The sequence below is a fragment of the Paraburkholderia sp. 22098 genome (assembly GCF_052045935.1).
Classification (GTDB): Bacteria; Pseudomonadota; Gammaproteobacteria; order Burkholderiales; family Burkholderiaceae; genus Paraburkholderia; species Paraburkholderia caledonica.
Window position 1 is genome coordinate 96,239 of sequence record NZ_JBQEPV010000016.1, and the last position, 17,913, is coordinate 114,151.

15 protein-coding genes are annotated in these 17,913 nt (G+C 63.3%); all 15 read left to right on the forward strand.

Features of this window, described 5'->3' with window-relative positions; all coding sequences use genetic code 11:
- Positions 1-48: 48 nt before the first annotated feature.
- The 15 genes from ACTJLB_RS27185 to ACTJLB_RS27255 all read left to right on the forward strand — a co-directional run bounded on the left by ACTJLB_RS27185 (position 49) and on the right by ACTJLB_RS27255 (position 17,906).
- Positions 49-1,737, forward strand: coding sequence for an ABC transporter substrate-binding protein (locus ACTJLB_RS27185; RefSeq protein WP_440785142.1), 1,689 nt, complete (start codon positions 49-51; stop codon positions 1,735-1,737).
- A gap of 71 nt (positions 1,738-1,808) precedes the next feature.
- Positions 1,809-2,828 (forward strand): ABC transporter permease, encoded by a 1,020-nt coding sequence (locus ACTJLB_RS27190; RefSeq protein WP_440785143.1) that lies wholly within the window; start codon positions 1,809-1,811, stop codon positions 2,826-2,828.
- Between the two features lie 4 nt (positions 2,829-2,832).
- Positions 2,833-3,708, forward strand: coding sequence for an ABC transporter permease (locus ACTJLB_RS27195; RefSeq protein ID WP_440785144.1), 876 nt, complete (start codon positions 2,833-2,835; stop codon positions 3,706-3,708).
- Positions 3,705-5,810 (forward strand): ABC transporter ATP-binding protein, encoded by a 2,106-nt coding sequence (locus ACTJLB_RS27200; RefSeq protein WP_440785145.1) that lies wholly within the window; start codon positions 3,705-3,707, stop codon positions 5,808-5,810. The genes ACTJLB_RS27195 and ACTJLB_RS27200 overlap by 4 nt, the downstream gene beginning before the upstream one ends.
- A complete protein-coding gene (gene hydA / locus ACTJLB_RS27205; protein WP_440785146.1) occupies positions 5,807-7,243 on the forward strand; it encodes a dihydropyrimidinase in 1,437 nt (478 codons plus the stop codon). Before ACTJLB_RS27200 ends, hydA begins: the two co-directional genes overlap by 4 nt.
- Entirely contained in the window at positions 7,240-8,010 is a 771-nt protein-coding gene (locus ACTJLB_RS27210; protein WP_440785147.1) for an SDR family NAD(P)-dependent oxidoreductase, read from the forward strand. The genes hydA and ACTJLB_RS27210 overlap by 4 nt, the downstream gene beginning before the upstream one ends.
- Before the next feature lie 48 nt (positions 8,011-8,058).
- Positions 8,059-9,084, forward strand: coding sequence for an NAD-dependent epimerase/dehydratase family protein (locus ACTJLB_RS27215; protein WP_440785148.1), 1,026 nt, complete (start codon positions 8,059-8,061; stop codon positions 9,082-9,084).
- Between the two features lie 17 nt (positions 9,085-9,101).
- Positions 9,102-10,034: a polysaccharide deacetylase family protein gene (locus ACTJLB_RS27220; protein ID WP_440785149.1), complete on the forward strand. Its 933-nt coding sequence runs from the start codon at positions 9,102-9,104 to the stop codon at positions 10,032-10,034.
- 43 nt (positions 10,035-10,077) lie between these two features.
- Positions 10,078-11,724: a thiamine pyrophosphate-requiring protein gene (locus ACTJLB_RS27225; RefSeq protein ID WP_310066985.1), complete on the forward strand. Its 1,647-nt coding sequence runs from the start codon at positions 10,078-10,080 to the stop codon at positions 11,722-11,724.
- Between the two features lie 24 nt (positions 11,725-11,748).
- On the forward strand, positions 11,749-13,086 hold the full coding sequence (locus tag ACTJLB_RS27230; RefSeq protein WP_440785150.1) for a dihydroorotase: 1,338 nt from the start codon (positions 11,749-11,751) through the stop codon (positions 13,084-13,086).
- On the forward strand, positions 13,073-13,846 hold the full coding sequence (locus tag ACTJLB_RS27235; RefSeq protein ID WP_087750706.1) for an SDR family NAD(P)-dependent oxidoreductase: 774 nt from the start codon (positions 13,073-13,075) through the stop codon (positions 13,844-13,846). Before ACTJLB_RS27230 ends, ACTJLB_RS27235 begins: the two co-directional genes overlap by 14 nt.
- 34 nt (positions 13,847-13,880) lie before the next feature.
- Positions 13,881-14,852: a LysR family transcriptional regulator gene (locus ACTJLB_RS27240; protein WP_440785151.1), complete on the forward strand. Its 972-nt coding sequence runs from the start codon at positions 13,881-13,883 to the stop codon at positions 14,850-14,852.
- 110 nt (positions 14,853-14,962) lie between these two features.
- Complete coding sequence (locus ACTJLB_RS27245) at positions 14,963-15,748, forward strand: SDR family oxidoreductase (RefSeq protein ID WP_440785152.1); 786 nt, start codon at positions 14,963-14,965, stop codon at positions 15,746-15,748.
- A 248-nt stretch (positions 15,749-15,996) separates the two neighbouring features.
- The gene (locus ACTJLB_RS27250) at positions 15,997-17,160 is read left to right on the forward strand and encodes a porin (RefSeq protein ID WP_087750703.1); all 1,164 of its coding nucleotides are present in this window, start codon (positions 15,997-15,999) and stop codon (positions 17,158-17,160) included.
- Positions 17,161-17,546: 386 nt separating this feature from the next.
- Positions 17,547-17,906: a 5-carboxymethyl-2-hydroxymuconate Delta-isomerase gene (locus ACTJLB_RS27255; RefSeq protein ID WP_088176302.1), complete on the forward strand. Its 360-nt coding sequence runs from the start codon at positions 17,547-17,549 to the stop codon at positions 17,904-17,906.
- Positions 17,907-17,913 lie beyond the last annotated feature (7 nt).

Genomic DNA, 17,913 nt, shown 5'->3' on the forward strand with positions numbered 1-17,913 from the left:
TCCATCAGCCGTTTACGCCCGCTTCCCACTTATTCCGGAGACCATGCAGTGTCCAACGATTCCGAAGCAACGCCGCATCCTTACATTCCCGTTCTCATCGACGACCTCAAAAGCGGCAATGTCTCGCGCCGTCATTTTCTTCGCACGGCGACGTTGCTCGGATTGTCGGCCATGACGGCGTACAAGCTGAGCGGCGAAACGAATCCGTTCATTACCGACGCGCAGGCCGCCGACGCGCTGCCCAAAGGCGGGCATCTGCGAATCGGAATGCGCTGCATGGAGATCAAGAGTCCGCATCAGGCCGACTTCGCCGAGAAGTCGAATGTCATCCGGCAGGTTTGCGAATTCCTGACGTTCACCGGCAACGACAATATCACCCGCCCGTATCTGCTGGAGCGCTGGGAAGTCAGCGAAGACCTGAAGACGTGGACGCTGCATATCCGCAAGGGCGTGAAGTGGCATAACGGACGCGCGCTGAATGCGGACGACGTGGTGTGGAATCTCAAACGTGTCTGCGATCCGGCAGTGGGTTCGTCGCAACTCGGGCTATTCACCGGTTACCTCGTTCAGGAATACGACTCCGGTCAGAAGGATGCGAGCGGCAAGCCGAAGAAGGCGAGCCGCATCTGGTCCGATAATGCGATCGAGAAGGTCGACGACCTGACGGTCCGGCTGAACTGTTTCGCACCGCAAATCGCCGTGCCGGAACATCTGTTCCACTACGCGATGTTCATCACCGACCCGGCGGACAAGGGCATGTTCGGCGCCGGCTTCAACGGCACCGGCCCGTTCGAACTCACCTCGTACACGGTCGGCAAGAGCGCGGTGTACAAGGCGCGTAAAGACTATTGGGGCACCGGTCCTTATCTGGACTCGTTCGAGTTCGTCGACCTGGGCGACAGCGCGGGCGCCGGCATCTCGGCGATGGCTTCGCGCCAGGTCGACGGTCTCTCCGAAGCCGACGCGGTTCAGGTGAATGCGATGAAGCGCCTGCCGCACGTGCAGCCCTACAGCGTGTTGACCTCGCAAACCGGCGTGGCGCGTATGCGTGTGGATCACAAGATTTTCGGCGACCCACGCGTGCGCAAGGCGATGAAACTCGCGATCGATCATCAGAAGATCATTGCCACGTCGCTGCTCGGCGCAGGGGTGTCGGCGGAAGATCATCACGTCGCGCCGGTTCATCCGGAATACTACGCATTGCCCAAATACGGCCGCGACGTCGTGCAGGCGAAGAAACTGCTGGCGCAAGCGGGTTACCCGAACGGCTTCGAAATCGACATGGTGACGCGTCCCGATCCGATCTGGGAGTTGAACACGGTTCAGGCACTCGCCGAGCAGTTCAAGGACATCGGCGTGAAGGTCAACATCAAGCCGCTGCCGAGCGCGCAATACTGGGAAGTCTGGACCAAGGTGCCGTTCAGTCTCACGGGCTGGGGGCATCGGCCGCTCGGCGTGATGACGCTGTCGCTCGCATACCGGACCAACGCGGCGTGGAACGAGTCGGGCTACGCGAATCCTGAATTCGATGCACTGCTCGACCAGGCGGACGGCATTCTCGATCCGAAGAAACGCAGCCTGGTGATGGCAAAAATCGAAAAGCTGATGCAGGAAGACGGCCCGATCGTGCAACCGTTCTGGCGTGCGTTCTCGACGGTGATGGATAAGAAGGTGAAAGGCTTTACGGTGCATCCGTCGCAATACATCTTCGCGAATCAGTACGCCGTGGGCGCCTGAACCGGATAGGCGCGCCTTCAAGGCGCGCCGCCCGAGGTCGCAAGAACGTACCAACTATGGGTTCCGTCGACATGGCTTCATTTCTCGCTAAACGCATCACATTGATGATCGTGACGATGTTGTGCGCGTCATTCGTGGTATTCGCCGTATCCGAGTTCACGCCGGGCAGTGTGGCGCGCCGCACGCTCGGACCGTACGCCACCCAGCAACAGGTCGATCTGCTGTCGCAACGCATGCATGGGAACGACCCGTTGATGGTGCGCTATGGACACTGGCTCGGCGTGCTGGCGGGCGTAATGCCGGATCCGCTCGAAGATCCGGCGAACGGATTGGGTTTTACCGATCCGCGCGGCTCGCAGTATTTCGGCAATTTCGGCTACTCGACGCTTTACAAACTCCCCGTCAACGATGTGATGTGGAAGCGCCTCGGGCACACGGCCATTCTCGCGGGGATTGCGTTCGCGTTGATCGTACCGCTCTCCATGCTGTTCGGCATTCTGTCCGGGCTCAAGGAAGGAGGGGCGCTCGATCGCATTCTTTCTGTCGTCTGCATCACTTTCACGTCGATTCCGGAATTCGCGTCGGGTGTGTTTCTGGTGACACTGTTCGTGATCCTCTGGCCGATCCTGCCAGGCACGAGCCCGCTCGACGGCAGCGAGGGCGGGCGCTGGTCGGTCGCGTCGCAACTGGTGTTGCCGGTCGCGGTACTGGTGCTCTACGACTTTGGCTACGTCGCGCGGATGATTCGCGTGTCGATGATCGGCGTGATGGAGAAGCCCTACATCCGCACGGCGATCCTGAAAGGATTGAACCCGCGCCAGGTGATTCTCGGGCATGCATTGAGAAACGCAATGATCGCGCCGTTCACCGTGTTGCTGCTGCAGATCAACTTTCTGATCGGCGGCGTGGTGGTGACCGAGATGGTGTTCGCCTATCCGGGCTTCGGCCGGATGCTGCTCGACTCCAGCATGTTTGGCGACATCGCCATGCTGGAAGCCGCCACGCTGGTCACGGTCTTCGTCGCCGTCGTGACGCAGTTTCTCGGCGACCTCGGCTACATGCTGCTCAATCCACGCATCCGTGTGAGGTAATCGTATGTCTTCCATTGATCCCGGCGTGGTGCCGCTCGCGGTGCGTACCTCACGCGCTCCGCGGCGTGCATGGACGCGTCTGTTCAGTTCCCCCACGGCCGTCGTCGGCTTGTCGCTGATCGTGCTCTGGGTCGTCGTGGCCGTGCTCGCACCGTTCTTGCCGCTGCCGTCGCCCACCGCCCAGGATGCGATGGCGATGGCCGATCCGACGCCGTCGGCCGCGCACTGGCTCGGCACCGACATTCTCGGCCGGGACCTCCTGTCGCGTCTCGTCTTCGGCGCGCGCACCGTGTTACTGGTGGCGCCGCTGTCGGTCGCGGTCGCGATGCTCGCCGGGATCACGCTCGGCATGCTGGCGGGCTATTTCGGCGGCTGGATCGAAGCGATCGTCGACCGTTTTTCGGACCTGGTGCTGGCGTTTCCGGTGCTCGTCCTGTACGTAATCCTGATTGCGAACGTCGGTGCCTCGGTCGGCAACATCGTGCTGGCCACCACGATCGCGTCGGCGCCGGGCATCGGCCGGATCGTGCGCGGCCTGGTACTCGACTTGAAGCAGCAGGAATACGTGGCAGCGGCGCGTCTGCGTGCGGAAAGCACGTTTTACATCATCGTGTGCGAGTTGCTGCCGAACTGTCGCGGACCGCTCTTCGTCGACGCGTGTCTCCGGATCGGCTACACGATCATCACGATCGGTGTGCTCGGTTTTCTGGGGCTCGGCTTGCCGCCGCCCAATCCGGATTGGGGCGGCATGGTGCGCGAAACGACGACCGTGATCAACGTGTGGCCGCTCATGTCGATTGCGCCGTCGGTCGCCATCGTGAGCCTCGTCCTCGGATTCAACCTGCTGGCCGACGGAATGCGGGAGGCCTGGAAGCCATGAATGCGATCATCGAATCAGGCGTGCTGGAAAATCGCCATGCAAGGTCGTCGGGCGATACGCCGTTGCTGGAAATCCGCGATCTTCGCATCGAGTATCGCGGCCGTTATGAAGCCGTCGTCGCCGTGCCGAATGTGTCGCTGACCATCGCGCCGGGAGAAAGCTATGGCCTCGTCGGCGAATCGGGCTGCGGCAAGACCACGACTGCGATGGCGGTAATGGGCTATCTCGGCGGAACCGGACGGGTGACGAACGGCAGCATTCGCTTCGAGGGCGAGGAACTGGTCGGCGCGAGTCTGCAGAAGCTGCGCACCATTCGCGGCCGCCGCGTGGCGATGGTTTATCAGGAACCGATGAGCGCGCTCAATCCGGTCAAGACCATCGGCTCGCAACTCGCCGAAGTGCCGATGCAGCATCTGGGTTCCTCACGGGCCGAGGCGCGTGAGCTGTCTGCGAGCATGCTCGAGAACGTGCGCCTGCCCGATCCGCTCACAATGCTCCAGCGCTTTCCTCATCAACTGTCAGGGGGGCAGCAACAACGGATCGTGATTGCAATGGCGTTGCTTGCGCGGCCTGCGTTGCTGCTGCTCGACGAGCCGACGACCGGCCTCGACGTCACCGTCGAGGCCGCGATTCTCGATCTGATCGCGGACCTGCGAAAACAGTACGGCACGAGTCTTCTGTACATCTCGCACAATCTCGGCTTGATAGCGAGTGCCTGCGATCGGGTCGGCATCATGTACTCGGGCGAAATGATCGAGGAAGCCGATACGCAGACACTGTTTCGCCAGCCGCGTCACCCATATTCGCAAGGTCTGCTTGGCTGCATTCCGGGCATTGGAAGCCCGAAGGGCGTGCGAGCGTTGTCGCCGATTCCAGGACATTTGCCGTCGCCGACCGAGCGTCCGCAGGGTTGCTGGTTCGGACCGCGCTGCGCTCACTTCCAGCAGGAAACATGCGGCCGCAACGCGATTGCGCTGGCGCCGGCGGAAGACGAAGCCCATCGGGTTCGATGCATCCGCTGGCAGGACCTTACGCGCGTAAGCGTCGCGTTGAGCGGCGAGGCGGCAGTGAGCGTCGATCGTGATACGGCGCTGTCGGTCACCGACGTGTCCAAGCAATACCTGCTCAACGGCGGACGTCGCACCGTGCAGGCCAACGAATCGGTCTCGTTCAAAGTAGGCAAGGGCGAGATCATGGGGCTGGTCGGCGAATCCGGCTGCGGCAAGTCCAGTCTCGCACGCATGCTCGTCGGCCTCGAAGGGGCGACCTCGGGCTCGATACAGTACGACGGCGTGGAGCTAGCCCAGGTGCCGGCGAAGAAACGCGCGCGCGACATGCTGCAGTCGATCCAGATGGTGTTCCAGAATCCCGACAGCACGCTCAATCCTTATCACTCGGTGGCTTCGCCGATACGCCGCGCACTGCGCAAATTCGGCGGCTACAAGGATAAAGCGGCGATCGAGAAGCGCTTGCAGGAGTTGTTGCAACTGGTCCGGCTACCCGCCGAACTGGCGCAACGCCGGCCGTCGCAACTCTCCGGCGGTCAGAAACAGCGCATCGCGATTGCCCGCGCGTTTGCGACGAATCCGTCGCTGATCGTCGCCGACGAGCCCGTCTCGGCACTCGACGTGTCGGTGCAGGCGGCCGTCATTACGTTGCTGCTCGCCATCCAGAAAGAGCAGGAAAGCACGCTGCTCTTCATTAGCCACGACCTTGCGCTGGTGCGCCATATCGCGGACCGGATCGTCGTGATGTATCTCGGCCGGATCATGGAAAAAGGCCTCGCCGAAGAGATATTCGCGCCGCCTTACCACCCGTACACCGAAGCGCTGCTGTCCGCCGTTCATAGTCCGGACGCGTCGGTCAAACAACAGGAGCGGATCCGCCTGACCGGCGAAACGCCGAGCCCCATCAACGTGCCGCCGGGATGCCGCTTCGCGTCGCGCTGCCATCGCAAGATTGGCGACATTTGCGACACCGTCGCGCCGCCGGTGCGGCAATCATCGCCGACGCATGAGATTGCCTGCCATATCAGCCTCGAGGAGTTGCGTGCGATGCGCCCCGTGTTTCAGCAAAGCACCACCGGAGGAACCCGCGCATGAGCGACGGCACGTTTCCTTTCGATCTCGTGATTCGCGGCGGCACGGTCGTGCTGCCCGACACCACAGCCGAAGTCGATATCGGTGTGCGGGACGGACGCATCGTCGCGATCGAGGCGGGGTTGCCTGCCGGACGGCAAGAGGTGTCGGCGGCGGGTCGCATCGTGATGCCCGGCGGCGTCGATGCGCATTGCCATATGGATCAGCAGCCGTGGGAAGGCAAATCCACCGCGGACGATTTCCAGAGCGGCACGCTGTCCGCGCTGTGCGGCGGCACCACGACGATCATTCCGTTCGCCATGCAGATGCGCGGGCAGTCGCTGGCTGAAGTGGTGGCCGACTATCACGAACGCGCGTTGCCGAAAGCGCATATCGACTACACGTTCCACTTGATCGTGGGCGACCCGACGCCGCGTCTGCTGGAAGAAGAGCTGCCGCAACTGATCGCCGAAGGTTGCACGTCGGTGAAAATCTATCTGACGTACGAAGGCCTGAAACTCGACGACTACGAAGTGCTCGAAGTGCTCAACGTGGCGCGCCAGGAAGGCGCGATGGTCATGGTGCATGCGGAGAACGACGCCTGCATCCGCTGGCTGACCGAGCATTTTCTGAAGGCGCGCAAGACGCAACTGCGCTATCACGTCATTTCGCGGCCCGCCATTGGCGAGCGCGAAGCGACCTTCCGTGCGATCAGTCTCGCCGAAGTGATCGAGACGCCGATTCTGATCTGCCACGTGTCTGCGGCGAGCGCGACCGAAGAAATCCGCCGGGCGAAGCAGCGCGGCCTGCCGGTGTATGCGGAAACCTGTCCGCAGTATCTCTTTCTCGCCGCCGAAGATATCGACACGCCTGACCTGTCGGGCGCGATGTGCGTCTGCACGCCGCCGCCGAGGCCGCGCGAGAACCAGGCGGAAATCTGGCGCGGTTTGCTGGACGGCACGCTCGAAGTGTTCTCGTCGGACCACTCGCCGTGGCATTACCGCGACAAGATCGCCGAAGGTCCGGATACGCCGTTCACGCGTATTCCGAACGGCGTACCCGGGATCGAGACGCGTTTGCCTCTGCTGTTTTCCGCCGGTGTGAACGGCGGCCGCATGTCGCTCATGCAATTCGCCGAATTGACCGCGGCGACGCCCGCGCGCCTGTACGGCCTGTATCCGAAGAAAGGCGTGATCGCGATCGGCTCGGACGCCGACTTTGCGATCTGGGATGCGCAGCGCGAAGTGACGATCAAAAACAGCATGCTGCATCACGCGACCGATCACACGCCGTATGAAAACAAGGTGGTGCAGGGCTGGCCCACAACCACGATCTCACGCGGCGAAGTGGTCTGGCATGAGGGCAAGGTCAGTTCGACGCCGGGGCGCGGCCGGTTCATTGCGGCCGAACGTCCGTTCCCGCGGCAGTCCACGTTGCTGTCGGTACTCGAAGCATGAGCGGCATCACGAACCCGAGCGATCGCCTTCGAGGCAAGGTCGTGCTGATTAGCGGCGCCGCGAGCGACATCGGCGTGGCAATCGCGGCGCGCTGCATTGCCGAAGGTGCGAGCGTGGTGTGCGCGGACCTCGACGGCACCGCCGCCGCGCGCACCGCCGCGCAACTCGGCGCGGCCGCGCTATCCGTGCAATGCGACGTGGCGGACATCGAATCGGCTCGCGCGGCGGTCGAACTGACCCGTGCAAGATTCGGCCGTCTCGACGGATTTGTTCATAACGCGGCGGCGCCCTGGCACGACGGTTCCGTGGAGGATCTGGCGCCGGCGCACTGGCATCAGGAAATCGACGTGTCGCTCACGGGCGCGTTTTTGCTGAGCCGCTTTGTCGTACCGCTGATGCGCGAAAGCGGCGGCGGCTCCATCGTGCTGGTGGCGTCGCAGTTGGGTCACGTGGCGGCGGCGCGTTCGGTGGCCTATTGCGCGGCCAAAGCGGGGTTGATTCACCTCGCGCGGCTGATGGCCGTCGATCACGCGGACGCCGGTATTCGCGTCAATAGCCTGTCGCCCGGCGCGGTGCGCACGGGGCGGCTGTTGCGCTCGTTTGCGTCGCTCGACCACGCCGATGCGGAACTCGGCCCGGCGCATCTGCTGGGCCGCATCGGCCGTCCGGATGAGATCGGCGCGAGCACGGCATTCTTGCTGAGCGACGACGCGTCGTTCGTGACCGGCACCGATCTGCTCGTGGACGGCGGCTATACGGCGCGTTGATTCACAACCGCCGCACGCGCGCTGCAATCCATTTTGTCAGGGAATGAGATGAACTTGTTGATTACAGGCGGGACCGGTTTCGTCATGAGCGTGGTCGCCCGCGAATGGCTCGACCAGCATCCCGATCGGCGCGCCGTCATCCTCGACCGCGCCGGACTCGACGACACCGCGCAAGCCTGGTTCGCGTCGGTGCGGGATCGGCTCACCGTGATCGAAGGCGACGTGCGCGATCCGACGGGCTGGGCGGCGGAACTCGACCGGCACGATATCTCGGCGGTCGTGCACGGCGCGACGGTCACGCCGATCTCGCGCGGCAGCGCGGAGGAAGCAGCACGACTGCCGCCCGAAGCGCTCACGCCCGCGCGCATCGTCGACGTCAACCTGATGGGCACGGTGCAGGTGTTGGAGTGGGCGCGGCAGCAGCCCGCGCTCAAGCGTTTCATCTATATCAGTTCCGGGTCGGTCTACCGTCACCACGGGCCCGACTGGTCGCACGAGCCGTTGCCGGAGGACGGCTACGTCGCGCCGCTCACGCTGTATGGCATTTCCAAATTTGCTTCGGAGATGGTCGTCAACCGTTACGCGGATCTGTTCGGATTGTCGGCGGCCTCGGTGCGGCTCTCGTCAATTTATGGGCCGATGGATCGGGCCACCGAAAGCCGCGATTTCCGCCACGTGCCGAACCGGGTCGCACAGATGGCGCTGGACGGCGAGCTCATCAAACCGAACAGCCTGGCGCCGGTCGGCGACTACCTGCATTCCGTCGACGCCGCGCGCGCGATTCTCGCGCTCACCGAAGCGTCGCGGCTGCGTTACCGGCACTACAACGTTGCGAGCGGTGTGACTACGACGATCGGCGACATCATCGGCTGGGCGGCGCAACGGGTTACCGGCGTTCGTTACGAAGTGACCGGCGAAGCCGGCGCGAACGTGATCCAGGACCCGGCGCTCGCCACCGGCATGTGGGGTGCCTACGACATTTCGCGGCTTGAACGCGATACGGACTGGCGTCCGCGCGAGGGCCGCGCCGCCTTTCACGATTACATGGACTGGCTCGTCGCCAGTCGTTCCTGAACGAGAGACCTGCATTCATGACCGACACTCAAACTCAAGGCCCGGCGCGGGATTTCATCGGCTACGGCGCGAGGCCGCCGCTGGTGACGTGGCCCAACGGCGCCAAAGTCGCGATCAATCTCGTGCTGGTGTACGAAGAGGGTTCCGAATACTCGTGGCTGGAGGACGGCCGCAACGACAACTGGGGTGAGTACAACCTGAGCTCGAGCCCGAATCTGCGCGACCTCGGCACGGAGACGCACTTCGAATACGGCAGCCGCGCCGGTGTCTGGCGGCTGGCGAGATTGTTCGACCGTTACCGGATTCCCGTCACCGTATCCGCGTGTGCGGTCGCCCTGCAGCGCAATCCGGAGGTCGCCGTGTGGATGAAAGAGCGCGGACACGATCTGCTCGGTCACGGCTTGCGCTGGACCGACTATCCCGGCATGAGCCGCGAAGACGAAGGGCGGCAAATGCGGGCGGCGATCGATCTCTATCGTGAGGTGCTCGGCGTGCATCCGCCTGGCTGGAATTGCCGGTCGTTTCCGAGCGTGAATACACGCGATCTGATTATCGAAACCGGCGGCTTTCTGTATTACTCCGACCCGTGCAACGACGACATTCCGTACTTTGTAGAACACGACGACGGCGAATTGCTGGTCGTCCCTTACTCGAAGACGCTGAACGACAGCCGCTATCTGATGGCGCCGGGCTACAGCAATCCGCGCGATTTCGCCGAGGATTGCCGTTGCGCGATCGACTATCTGATCGACGAAGCAGACGAGGCCGGCGGCAAGATGCTGACCATCGCGGCGCATGCGCGCTGGAGCGGCCAGCCCAATCGCGCGGCGGGACTTAAGGAGGTGATCGAACACGTCGGGCGTTCGCGCGGACAAGCCGCTTTCATGCGACGCGAGGACATCGCGCGTCATTGGCTGGCCAACCACACGCAGTTTCGCAAGGGAGCCTGAACGTGACGGTGTCAGCCAGGTGGTGGTCGTACCGGAGCGCGCAATGACGGGAGCGCAAACGGTAGCCGCAATTCTCAAGCAGCAGGGTATGAAACACATCATCGGCTTCCCGAGCAGCGGGTTGTTCGATGCGGCGGCGGAGCTGGACATTCCGCCGGTGATCGCGCGCACGCCGCGCGTCGCGGTCAACATTGCGGAAGGACATGCGCGGACCACGGCCACCGACGACCTGACGGTGGTCACCGTGCAATATGGACCGGGCGCCGAAGCGGCATTTGCCGGCGTGGCGCAGGCATGGAACGACCGCGCGCCGGTGCTGTTCCTGCCGACCGGATATCCGCGCGGCTCGGAAGCGGTGGCGCCGAATTTCGAGGCGCGCCGTAACTTCACGCACATCACCAAATGGTGCGAGTCGGTGGTACGGCCGGAAGACCTGCCGCAGCTGCTGCATAGCGCGATCTCGCGCGTGCGCAACGGGCCGCCCGCGCCGGTGCTGCTCGAACTGCCGGTGGATCTGCTCGAGCAGGAATGCGGTACGAGTGCGTCGAATCGACCGCTCGTGCGGCGCGCGCGACCGCAAGCCGATGCCGCCGAAATCGACGAGATCGTGCAGGCGTTGCTGGCCGCGCGGCATCCGGTGATCCTTGCCGGACAGGGCGTGCTCAACGCTCATGCGACCACGGAACTCACCGAATTCGCGGAACTCACGCGGATTCCGGTGATGACCACGCCGAACGCGAAGAGCGCGATGTCCGAGCGGCATCCGCTCGCGCTCGGCACCGCTGGGCGCGCGCGCCCCGCCACGGTGGACCGCTTCATCGAGCGAGCCGATGTGATCCTTGCGCTTGGCAGCAGTCTTACGCGGTCGTATTACATCCGACCCGTGCCGGCGAACAAGCGGGTGTTGCAGGTCAGCATCGATCCCGACGATCTCGGCAAGGACTATCCAATTGCGCTCGGCGTGGTCGGCGATTGCCGCTCCGTGCTGCGCCAGCTGCTCGCGCGGGTTCGCGAAGAACCGGCGGCATGGGCCGAACGCGCTCGCAACGACGGCGATCTGACGCACGAGATCGCGACGTGCCGCCGCCAGTTCATGGACGACTGGATGCCGCTGCTGAATGCGGGCGGCAGTCCGATCTCTCCGTATCGGGTGGTGTGGGAAATCATGGAAGCACTCGAACGCGAAAAAGTCATCGTCACTCACGACGCCGGCAATCCGCGCGACCAGTTCAGTCCGTTCTACGACGTCACCGAGCCGCGCGGTTATCTGGGGTGGGGCAAGACTACGCAGCTCGGCAGCAGTCTCGGATTTGCGATGGGCGCGAAACTGGCGCGGCCGGACGCAACCGTCGCGGCGATCATGGGCGAGTCCGCGTTCGGCATGGTCGGACTCGACTTCGAGACGGCGGTGCGCTGCAAGCTGCCGGTGCTCGCGATCGTGCTGCGCAATCATGTACTCGGCGGCTACGCCGCCAGCATGCCGGTGGCGACGAAGAAGTATCAGGCCAACCGCGTGTCCGGCGAATACGCACCCATCGCTGAGGCGCTGGGTGGACACGGCGAATGTGTCATCGACCCGGAGGACCTGAGCGCGGCGCTGCGGCGTTGCGTCGCGACGGTGCGGGACGGGCGCGCCGCATTGCTTGAAGTCGTTACGCACGAAGAAAGCCGACTCGCGGGGCTCTGCTGATGAACCGCTTACGGGAGACCCATCGTGTTTGATCTGGTGCTGCGCGGTGCGACGATCGTCGAGGCGTGCGGAACGTTACGCGCCGATCTGTGCGTGAGCGACGGACGTGTGGCTGCATTGCTCGATCCAGATACGCCGGCGGCCGCAAAGGTCGAGCGTCGTGTGGACGGCTGCTATCTGCTTCCGGGCCTGGTCGATGCACATGTGCATCTGCGCGATCCTGGCCTCACGCATAAGGAAGACTTCACGTCGGGCACGCGGGCCGCGGCGGCGGGCGGTGTCACGACGCTGCTCGACATGCCGACCGACGAGCCCTGGACCGACAGCGTCGATACATTCGTCGACAAGCAACGCATCGCACGAGGGCGCTTGCACGTCGACGTCGGGCTTCAGGTTGCGTTGCGCCGCGACGCGACTCAACTGGAAGCGATCCGTGCGCTGGGTCCGGTGTCGTTCGAAATCTTCACGGCCGACGTTCCGGCCGGCTATCTGCACGACACGCAGGCGTCGTTGCTGCACGCGCTCAGATCGGTCAAGCCGCTGGGCACGCTGGCGTGCGTGTCGCCGGGCGACCAGTCGATCCTGGAAGCCGTCGCGAAAGGCGGCGTGGCCGAATTTCTCGCCAGCCGCTCGCCGCTCGCGGAGGCGACCGGTATCGCGAAGATCATCCTTGCCGCCGCGCAGGCGCAAACACGCGTTCATGTGCGGCAGACCAATTCCGCGCTCGGCATCGACACGTTCCGGCGAATGCGCGGTCTTGCGGACGTGAGTATCGAAACCACGCCGCAGTGCCTGCTGTTCACCGCCGACGATTACGCCACGCAAGGGGCCGACATGAAAGCGTCGCCGCCCATGCGCACGGCGCAAGATCGCGACGCGCTGCTGGCCGCGTTGCGCGACGGCCTGATCGACATCGTCGCGACCGATCACGCGCCGCACTCGCGCGCGGAAAAGACCGCTGCGTACGACAGTTTCGCCGATATCCCCGGCGGCATGCCGGGCGTGCAGACGCTGCTTGCCACGATGCTGCATTTCGTCGCGACCGGCGACATCGATCTGCCTGCGCTCGTTCGCATGTGTTCGACCAATCCCGCACAGCGTTTTGGCATCGGCGAGCGCAAGGGCACGCTCGCACGCGGACGCGACGCGGACATTCTGGTGCTCGACCCGCGGCTCGACACACGTATCGCGCACGCCGACCAGTTCTCGCGTGCCGGCTACACCCCGTTCGACGGCATGCGCGTGCCCGGCAGGCTAACCGCCGTGTATCTGCGCGGCACGTTGATTGACGAAAGCGGCCGCACGGCGACGCCGGAACCGACCGGCCAGGTGATAGGAGCGACGAAACATGGGTTTGCTTGAGAACAAGGTCGCGGTCGTGACCGGGGCGAGTTCCGGCCTCGGCCGCGCGATTGCGATCCGTTACGCCGCCGAAGGCGCGCGCGTGGTGCTGGCCGATCTGCGCGAAGCGCCGATCGAAGGCGGCGACACGACGCAGATCGCAATCGAACGCGCAGGAGGATCCGCGATCAGCGTGCCGACCGACGTCTCGCACTGGGAAGAGGTCGACCGGCTGGTCGCCATCGCCGTGGAGCGTTACGGCCGCCTCGACGTGATGGTCAACAACGCCGCGATCTACACCAGCACGAATCTCGTCGAGACCACGCAGACGCAATGGGAGCAGGTCGTCCGGGTCAATCTGACCGGTATGTTCAACGGCTGCAAGCGAGCGGTTCAGCAGATGCTCACTCAGGAGCCTGCCGATGAAGTGCGCGGACGCATCGTCAATATTTCGTCGCAGCACGGCATGGTCGCTTCGCCCGGCGATTTTCCATACGGCGTGACCAAAGGCGGCACGGTGCAGTTGACGAGGCAGATTGCGGTCGACCACGCGCGGGACCTGATCGTCTGCAATGCGGTGGCGCCGGGCAAGATCATTACGGGCAAGCCCGGCGCGGCCAACGATCCGCGCGCGCTGGAGTATTCGCATCAACGCACGCCGTGGCCGAGGCTGGGGCGTCCGGAAGACGTGGCCGGCGCCGCGTTGTTTCTCGCCAGTCCGCTCGCGAGTTTCGTGACCGGCATCAATCTGATGGTCGATGGCGGCTGGATGGCGGGCTAGCAGCCGGTCGATCTGTTTAGGGGGTAGTAGGGACATGAACCAGCTCTCCGCCATGCGCAGTTTCGCCAAGGTTGCCGAGACGCTTAGCTTTACCGCTGCCGCAAAGGAATTGCGGGTGTCGGTCGCGATGGTGACGCGCAGCGTCGCAACTCTGGAGACTCATCTCAATCTGCGACTGCTGAACCGCACGACGCGCAGCGTGTCGCTGACCGAAGCGGGGCAGGAATACTGGCAAGGCTGCCACGAGGTATTGCGGCACCTCGATACGCTCGAAGCGAACGTCTGCTCGGCCGCGCGCGAGGCGGGGGGATCGTTGAAGGTAGCGGCGCACGAATCGTTCGCGGCCGCGGAATTGAGCGAGCTGATCGGCAAGTTCCGCGCGCAGGAGCCGCGCGTGGATTTCGAACTCACGGTGTTCGCGTCGACACACGATCTCACGGTTGGCAGCTTCGACGCGTGCTTCGTTGCGGAGCGGCGTTTGCGCGATTCATCTCTCGTCTGCCGCCCGCTCACGAGGCTGCGGGACGTGATCGTCGCGTCGCCCGCCTATCTCGCGCAGAAGGAGGCGCCGGATCGGCCCGCCGATCTGGCCGAACACGATGTACTCACGACCTCCGACCCGTGCGTGCGTTCGTGGGAATTCGGCGATGCATACGGCGCTCAGCGTGTCCTGCTGCGACCCGTTCTCAGCTCTTCGAATCTGCTGACGCTGATTCGCGCGGCGAAAGCCGGACTGGGCATCGCCCGCTTGCCGGCCTCGCTGGTCGCCGCCGAGATTCAGGACGGTTCGCTGATACCGCTGCTGGAAGGCTTTGAACTGGAGAGCGGGGTACGCACGCTGTGGATGCTTTACTCAGGGCATCGCTATATGACGCCACGAGTGCGACGCTTCATCGATTTCTCGGTTGCGCATTACCGGCGCGATACGCCGTTGCCGGACAGTCCGTTGCTCGACCCCGCTTCGCAGGCGAGGCGGACCGGCGCGATGATCGCGAGCCCGTTCTGACGCGCACAGGCGCGTCGATGAAAAACACCGTTTTTCAGATTTTGCACGACCGGCCGGCAGGCCGCTCTTCAACTCAAGCCGGCGCGGTTGCCGGACACACTGGATAGAACATGGATCTCGGAATCAGGAACAGGATCGCGCTGGTAACGGGCGCGGGCGGCGGCTTAGGCGGTGCGATCGCGCTGGCTCTGGCCAACGAAGGCGCGAAGGTCGTGGTGGCGGATATCAATCCGGCCGCGCTGGAAGCCGTCGCTAACCGGGTGCGAGAGGCCGGGGCGGAACTGATGTCGCTGGAATGGGATCTCAGCGACCTTGGCGTCATCGACGCGCGTATCGATGCAATCGAGCGACGCTTCGGCACGGTCGACATTCTGGTCAATAACACCGGTGGTCCGCCGCCGACACCGGCCTCAGGTCAGCCGGCGGATTTGTGGGAGCGCCATTTCCGCTCGATGGTCCTTTCCGTTATCGGCATTACGGACCGTGTGCTGCCAGGCATGAAAGAGAAGCACTGGGGACGCGTGGTCACGAGCGCGTCGTCCGGCGTCGTGGCGCCGATCGCGGGGCTGGCGGTGTCGAACGCATTGCGGATGTCGCTGGTCGGCTGGTCGAAGACACTGGCGCGCGAAGTGGGCCGTGACGGCATTACAGCGAATCTCGTCGTGCCGGGCCGCATCGGCACGGACCGAATCCGTTTTCTCGACGAGTCGAAAGCGAAGCGCGAAGGACGGACCGTGGAGGAAGTCTCCACCGAAAGCACGGGTTCGATTCCGCTTGGCCGCTATGGCCGTCCTGAAGAGTACGCGCAGGCGGTGGCGTTTCTCGCCAGCGAAGCCGCGTCTTACGTGACCGGTTCGATGATGCGGGTGGACGGTGGGCTGATCGCCAGCGTGTAAAGCATGTACCGCGAGGACACTCGCGGTTCGAAAACGTTAATTAGGATGACAAAGCATAGGCAATGAATAGGCCCACGGAACATGATTGTTAAGTAGGACTGTGGGTCTCAGGCAACGAATTTCCGTCAATACTGTATTTCACGCTGACATTATTTCCTCCAATTTAGTCTTGCACTGTCTTCGCAACTTTCCGGGCGAAAGAGGAGGCCGGAAAGTCGAATCAATCTTCTTACAGGGGCAATCAACCAATGAACCAAAAGACAAAAAGCGTGCTTTTCTCCCTTGCGGCTGCCAGCGTCGTCGCCGTGCCCACGTATGCGTCGGCGCAGAGCACCGTGACGCTCTACGGTGCGATCGACGAAGGCTTGCAATACACGAGCAACGTGAAAGGCAAGAGCAATATCGAAACAACATCGGGTCAGGATTCCGGCGACCGCTGGGGTCTCAAGGGTACCGAAGATCTCGGCGGCGGCCTGAAGGCGGTGTTCCAGATCGAGAACGGCTTCAATCTGAATACCGGCGCGCTTGGAAACGGCGGGCGAATTTTCGGCCGTCAGGCATATGTCGGCGTTCAGTCGGACAGTCTCGGGACGGTCACGTTCGGCCGCCAATACGACCCGCTGGTCGATCTGCTCGGGCCGCTTACCGCCAACGGCAACTGGGCCGGTAGCCTGCTCTCGCACGTCTACGATAACGACAATACCGACAACTCGATCCGGGTGAGCAATGCGGTGAAGTTCGTCAGCAACAAATATGCGGGCTTCACGTTCGAAGGCATGTACGCGTTCAGTAACGCGGCCGGCGGCTTTGCGAACAATCGTCTTTATGGACTGGCCGGGCAGTACTCGAGCGGCGCCGTGACGGTGGCGGGCGCATATCTCCAGGTCAACGGCAACGCGACGACCAATGCCGGCGGCGCGGTTTCCGCGGCCGACACAAACTTCACCGCCACGCGCAACCAGATTTACGGCGGCGGCATCAACTACGCGTTGACGTCGGCGGCCACGGTTGGGTTTGTCTATACGCACACGAATCTGACCAATGCGACGGGCAGCGAGTACTTCGGCGATCTCGCCAACGCGGCCAATTCGCTGAGGTTCAATAACTTCGAAGTGAACGCGAAATATCAGTTCACGCCGGCGTTCTATGCGGGCCTGATGTACACGTACACGATGGCGCATTACGAGAGCAACGCGGGCCAGTCGCGGCCGCATTGGGGTAACTTTGGCGGAATGATCGACTACAACCTGACCAAGCGTACCGACGTCTACATGCAGGTCGCGTATCAGCGGGCGTCGCATACGGACAGCTTCGCGGCGCCGCTCGGACAGGCGGTGCTGGTCGGCACGGACGCGCCGTCGTCGAGTCTCAATCAGACCGCCGTGCTCGTGTCGTTCCGGCATCTCTTCTGATCAGGACTGGTGTCGGACTTCAGGCGCCAAAGCGGGGCGGCGAACGGGATGACGTCAGGCGAGGCCAGTTCCGTGCCGTCGACGTACGACTATACGGCGCTCGTCGGCTTGCTCACGAGCTATGCCGATTGATCGTCGGTAACGATACTATTTTCGATCGGCGGCGTAAGCGGACCGCCGATCGCCTCGTTTGCAATGACGGTCCTGACGCCCGCGGGCCTGTTCGTATCCGATTGCCTCACCTCCATCGCGCTGGCGTTCGCGGCGATTCGAGTGCGCGCGGCCGCGGAGAGAGTGGGGTGATTGTTCTGCGTGCGGTCAAGCTCGTACCTTGAAAGCAAAACAATCTGTCTATCGGCCCGACGGTCGATCTTTTTTAAACTGCCATGCCACAAGTCAGACTCGAATATTCTTCGAACCTCGATAGTCAGTTTAATCCTGAACGAACGCTTCTGCGGCTGAACGAAGCACTGATCGATTCAGGTCTGTTCAACGAGGTCGACATCAAAAGCCGCATTATTCGTTGCGAGCGCTTTCTGATCGGACGATCCGCCGAAGACCACGGGTTCGTCCACTTGCAGATCATCATATTGTCGGGCCGCGATACAGCGACAAAAGCTGGCCTGTCCGCGCGGATGCTGATTGCGCTGCGAGACTGCTTCGAGCCGCTGGCGGGCGTGCAAACCCAGCTAGGCGTGCAGATACTGGATAACGAACGGGAGACCTATTCGAAGGAGTTTGTGTAGCCGCTCT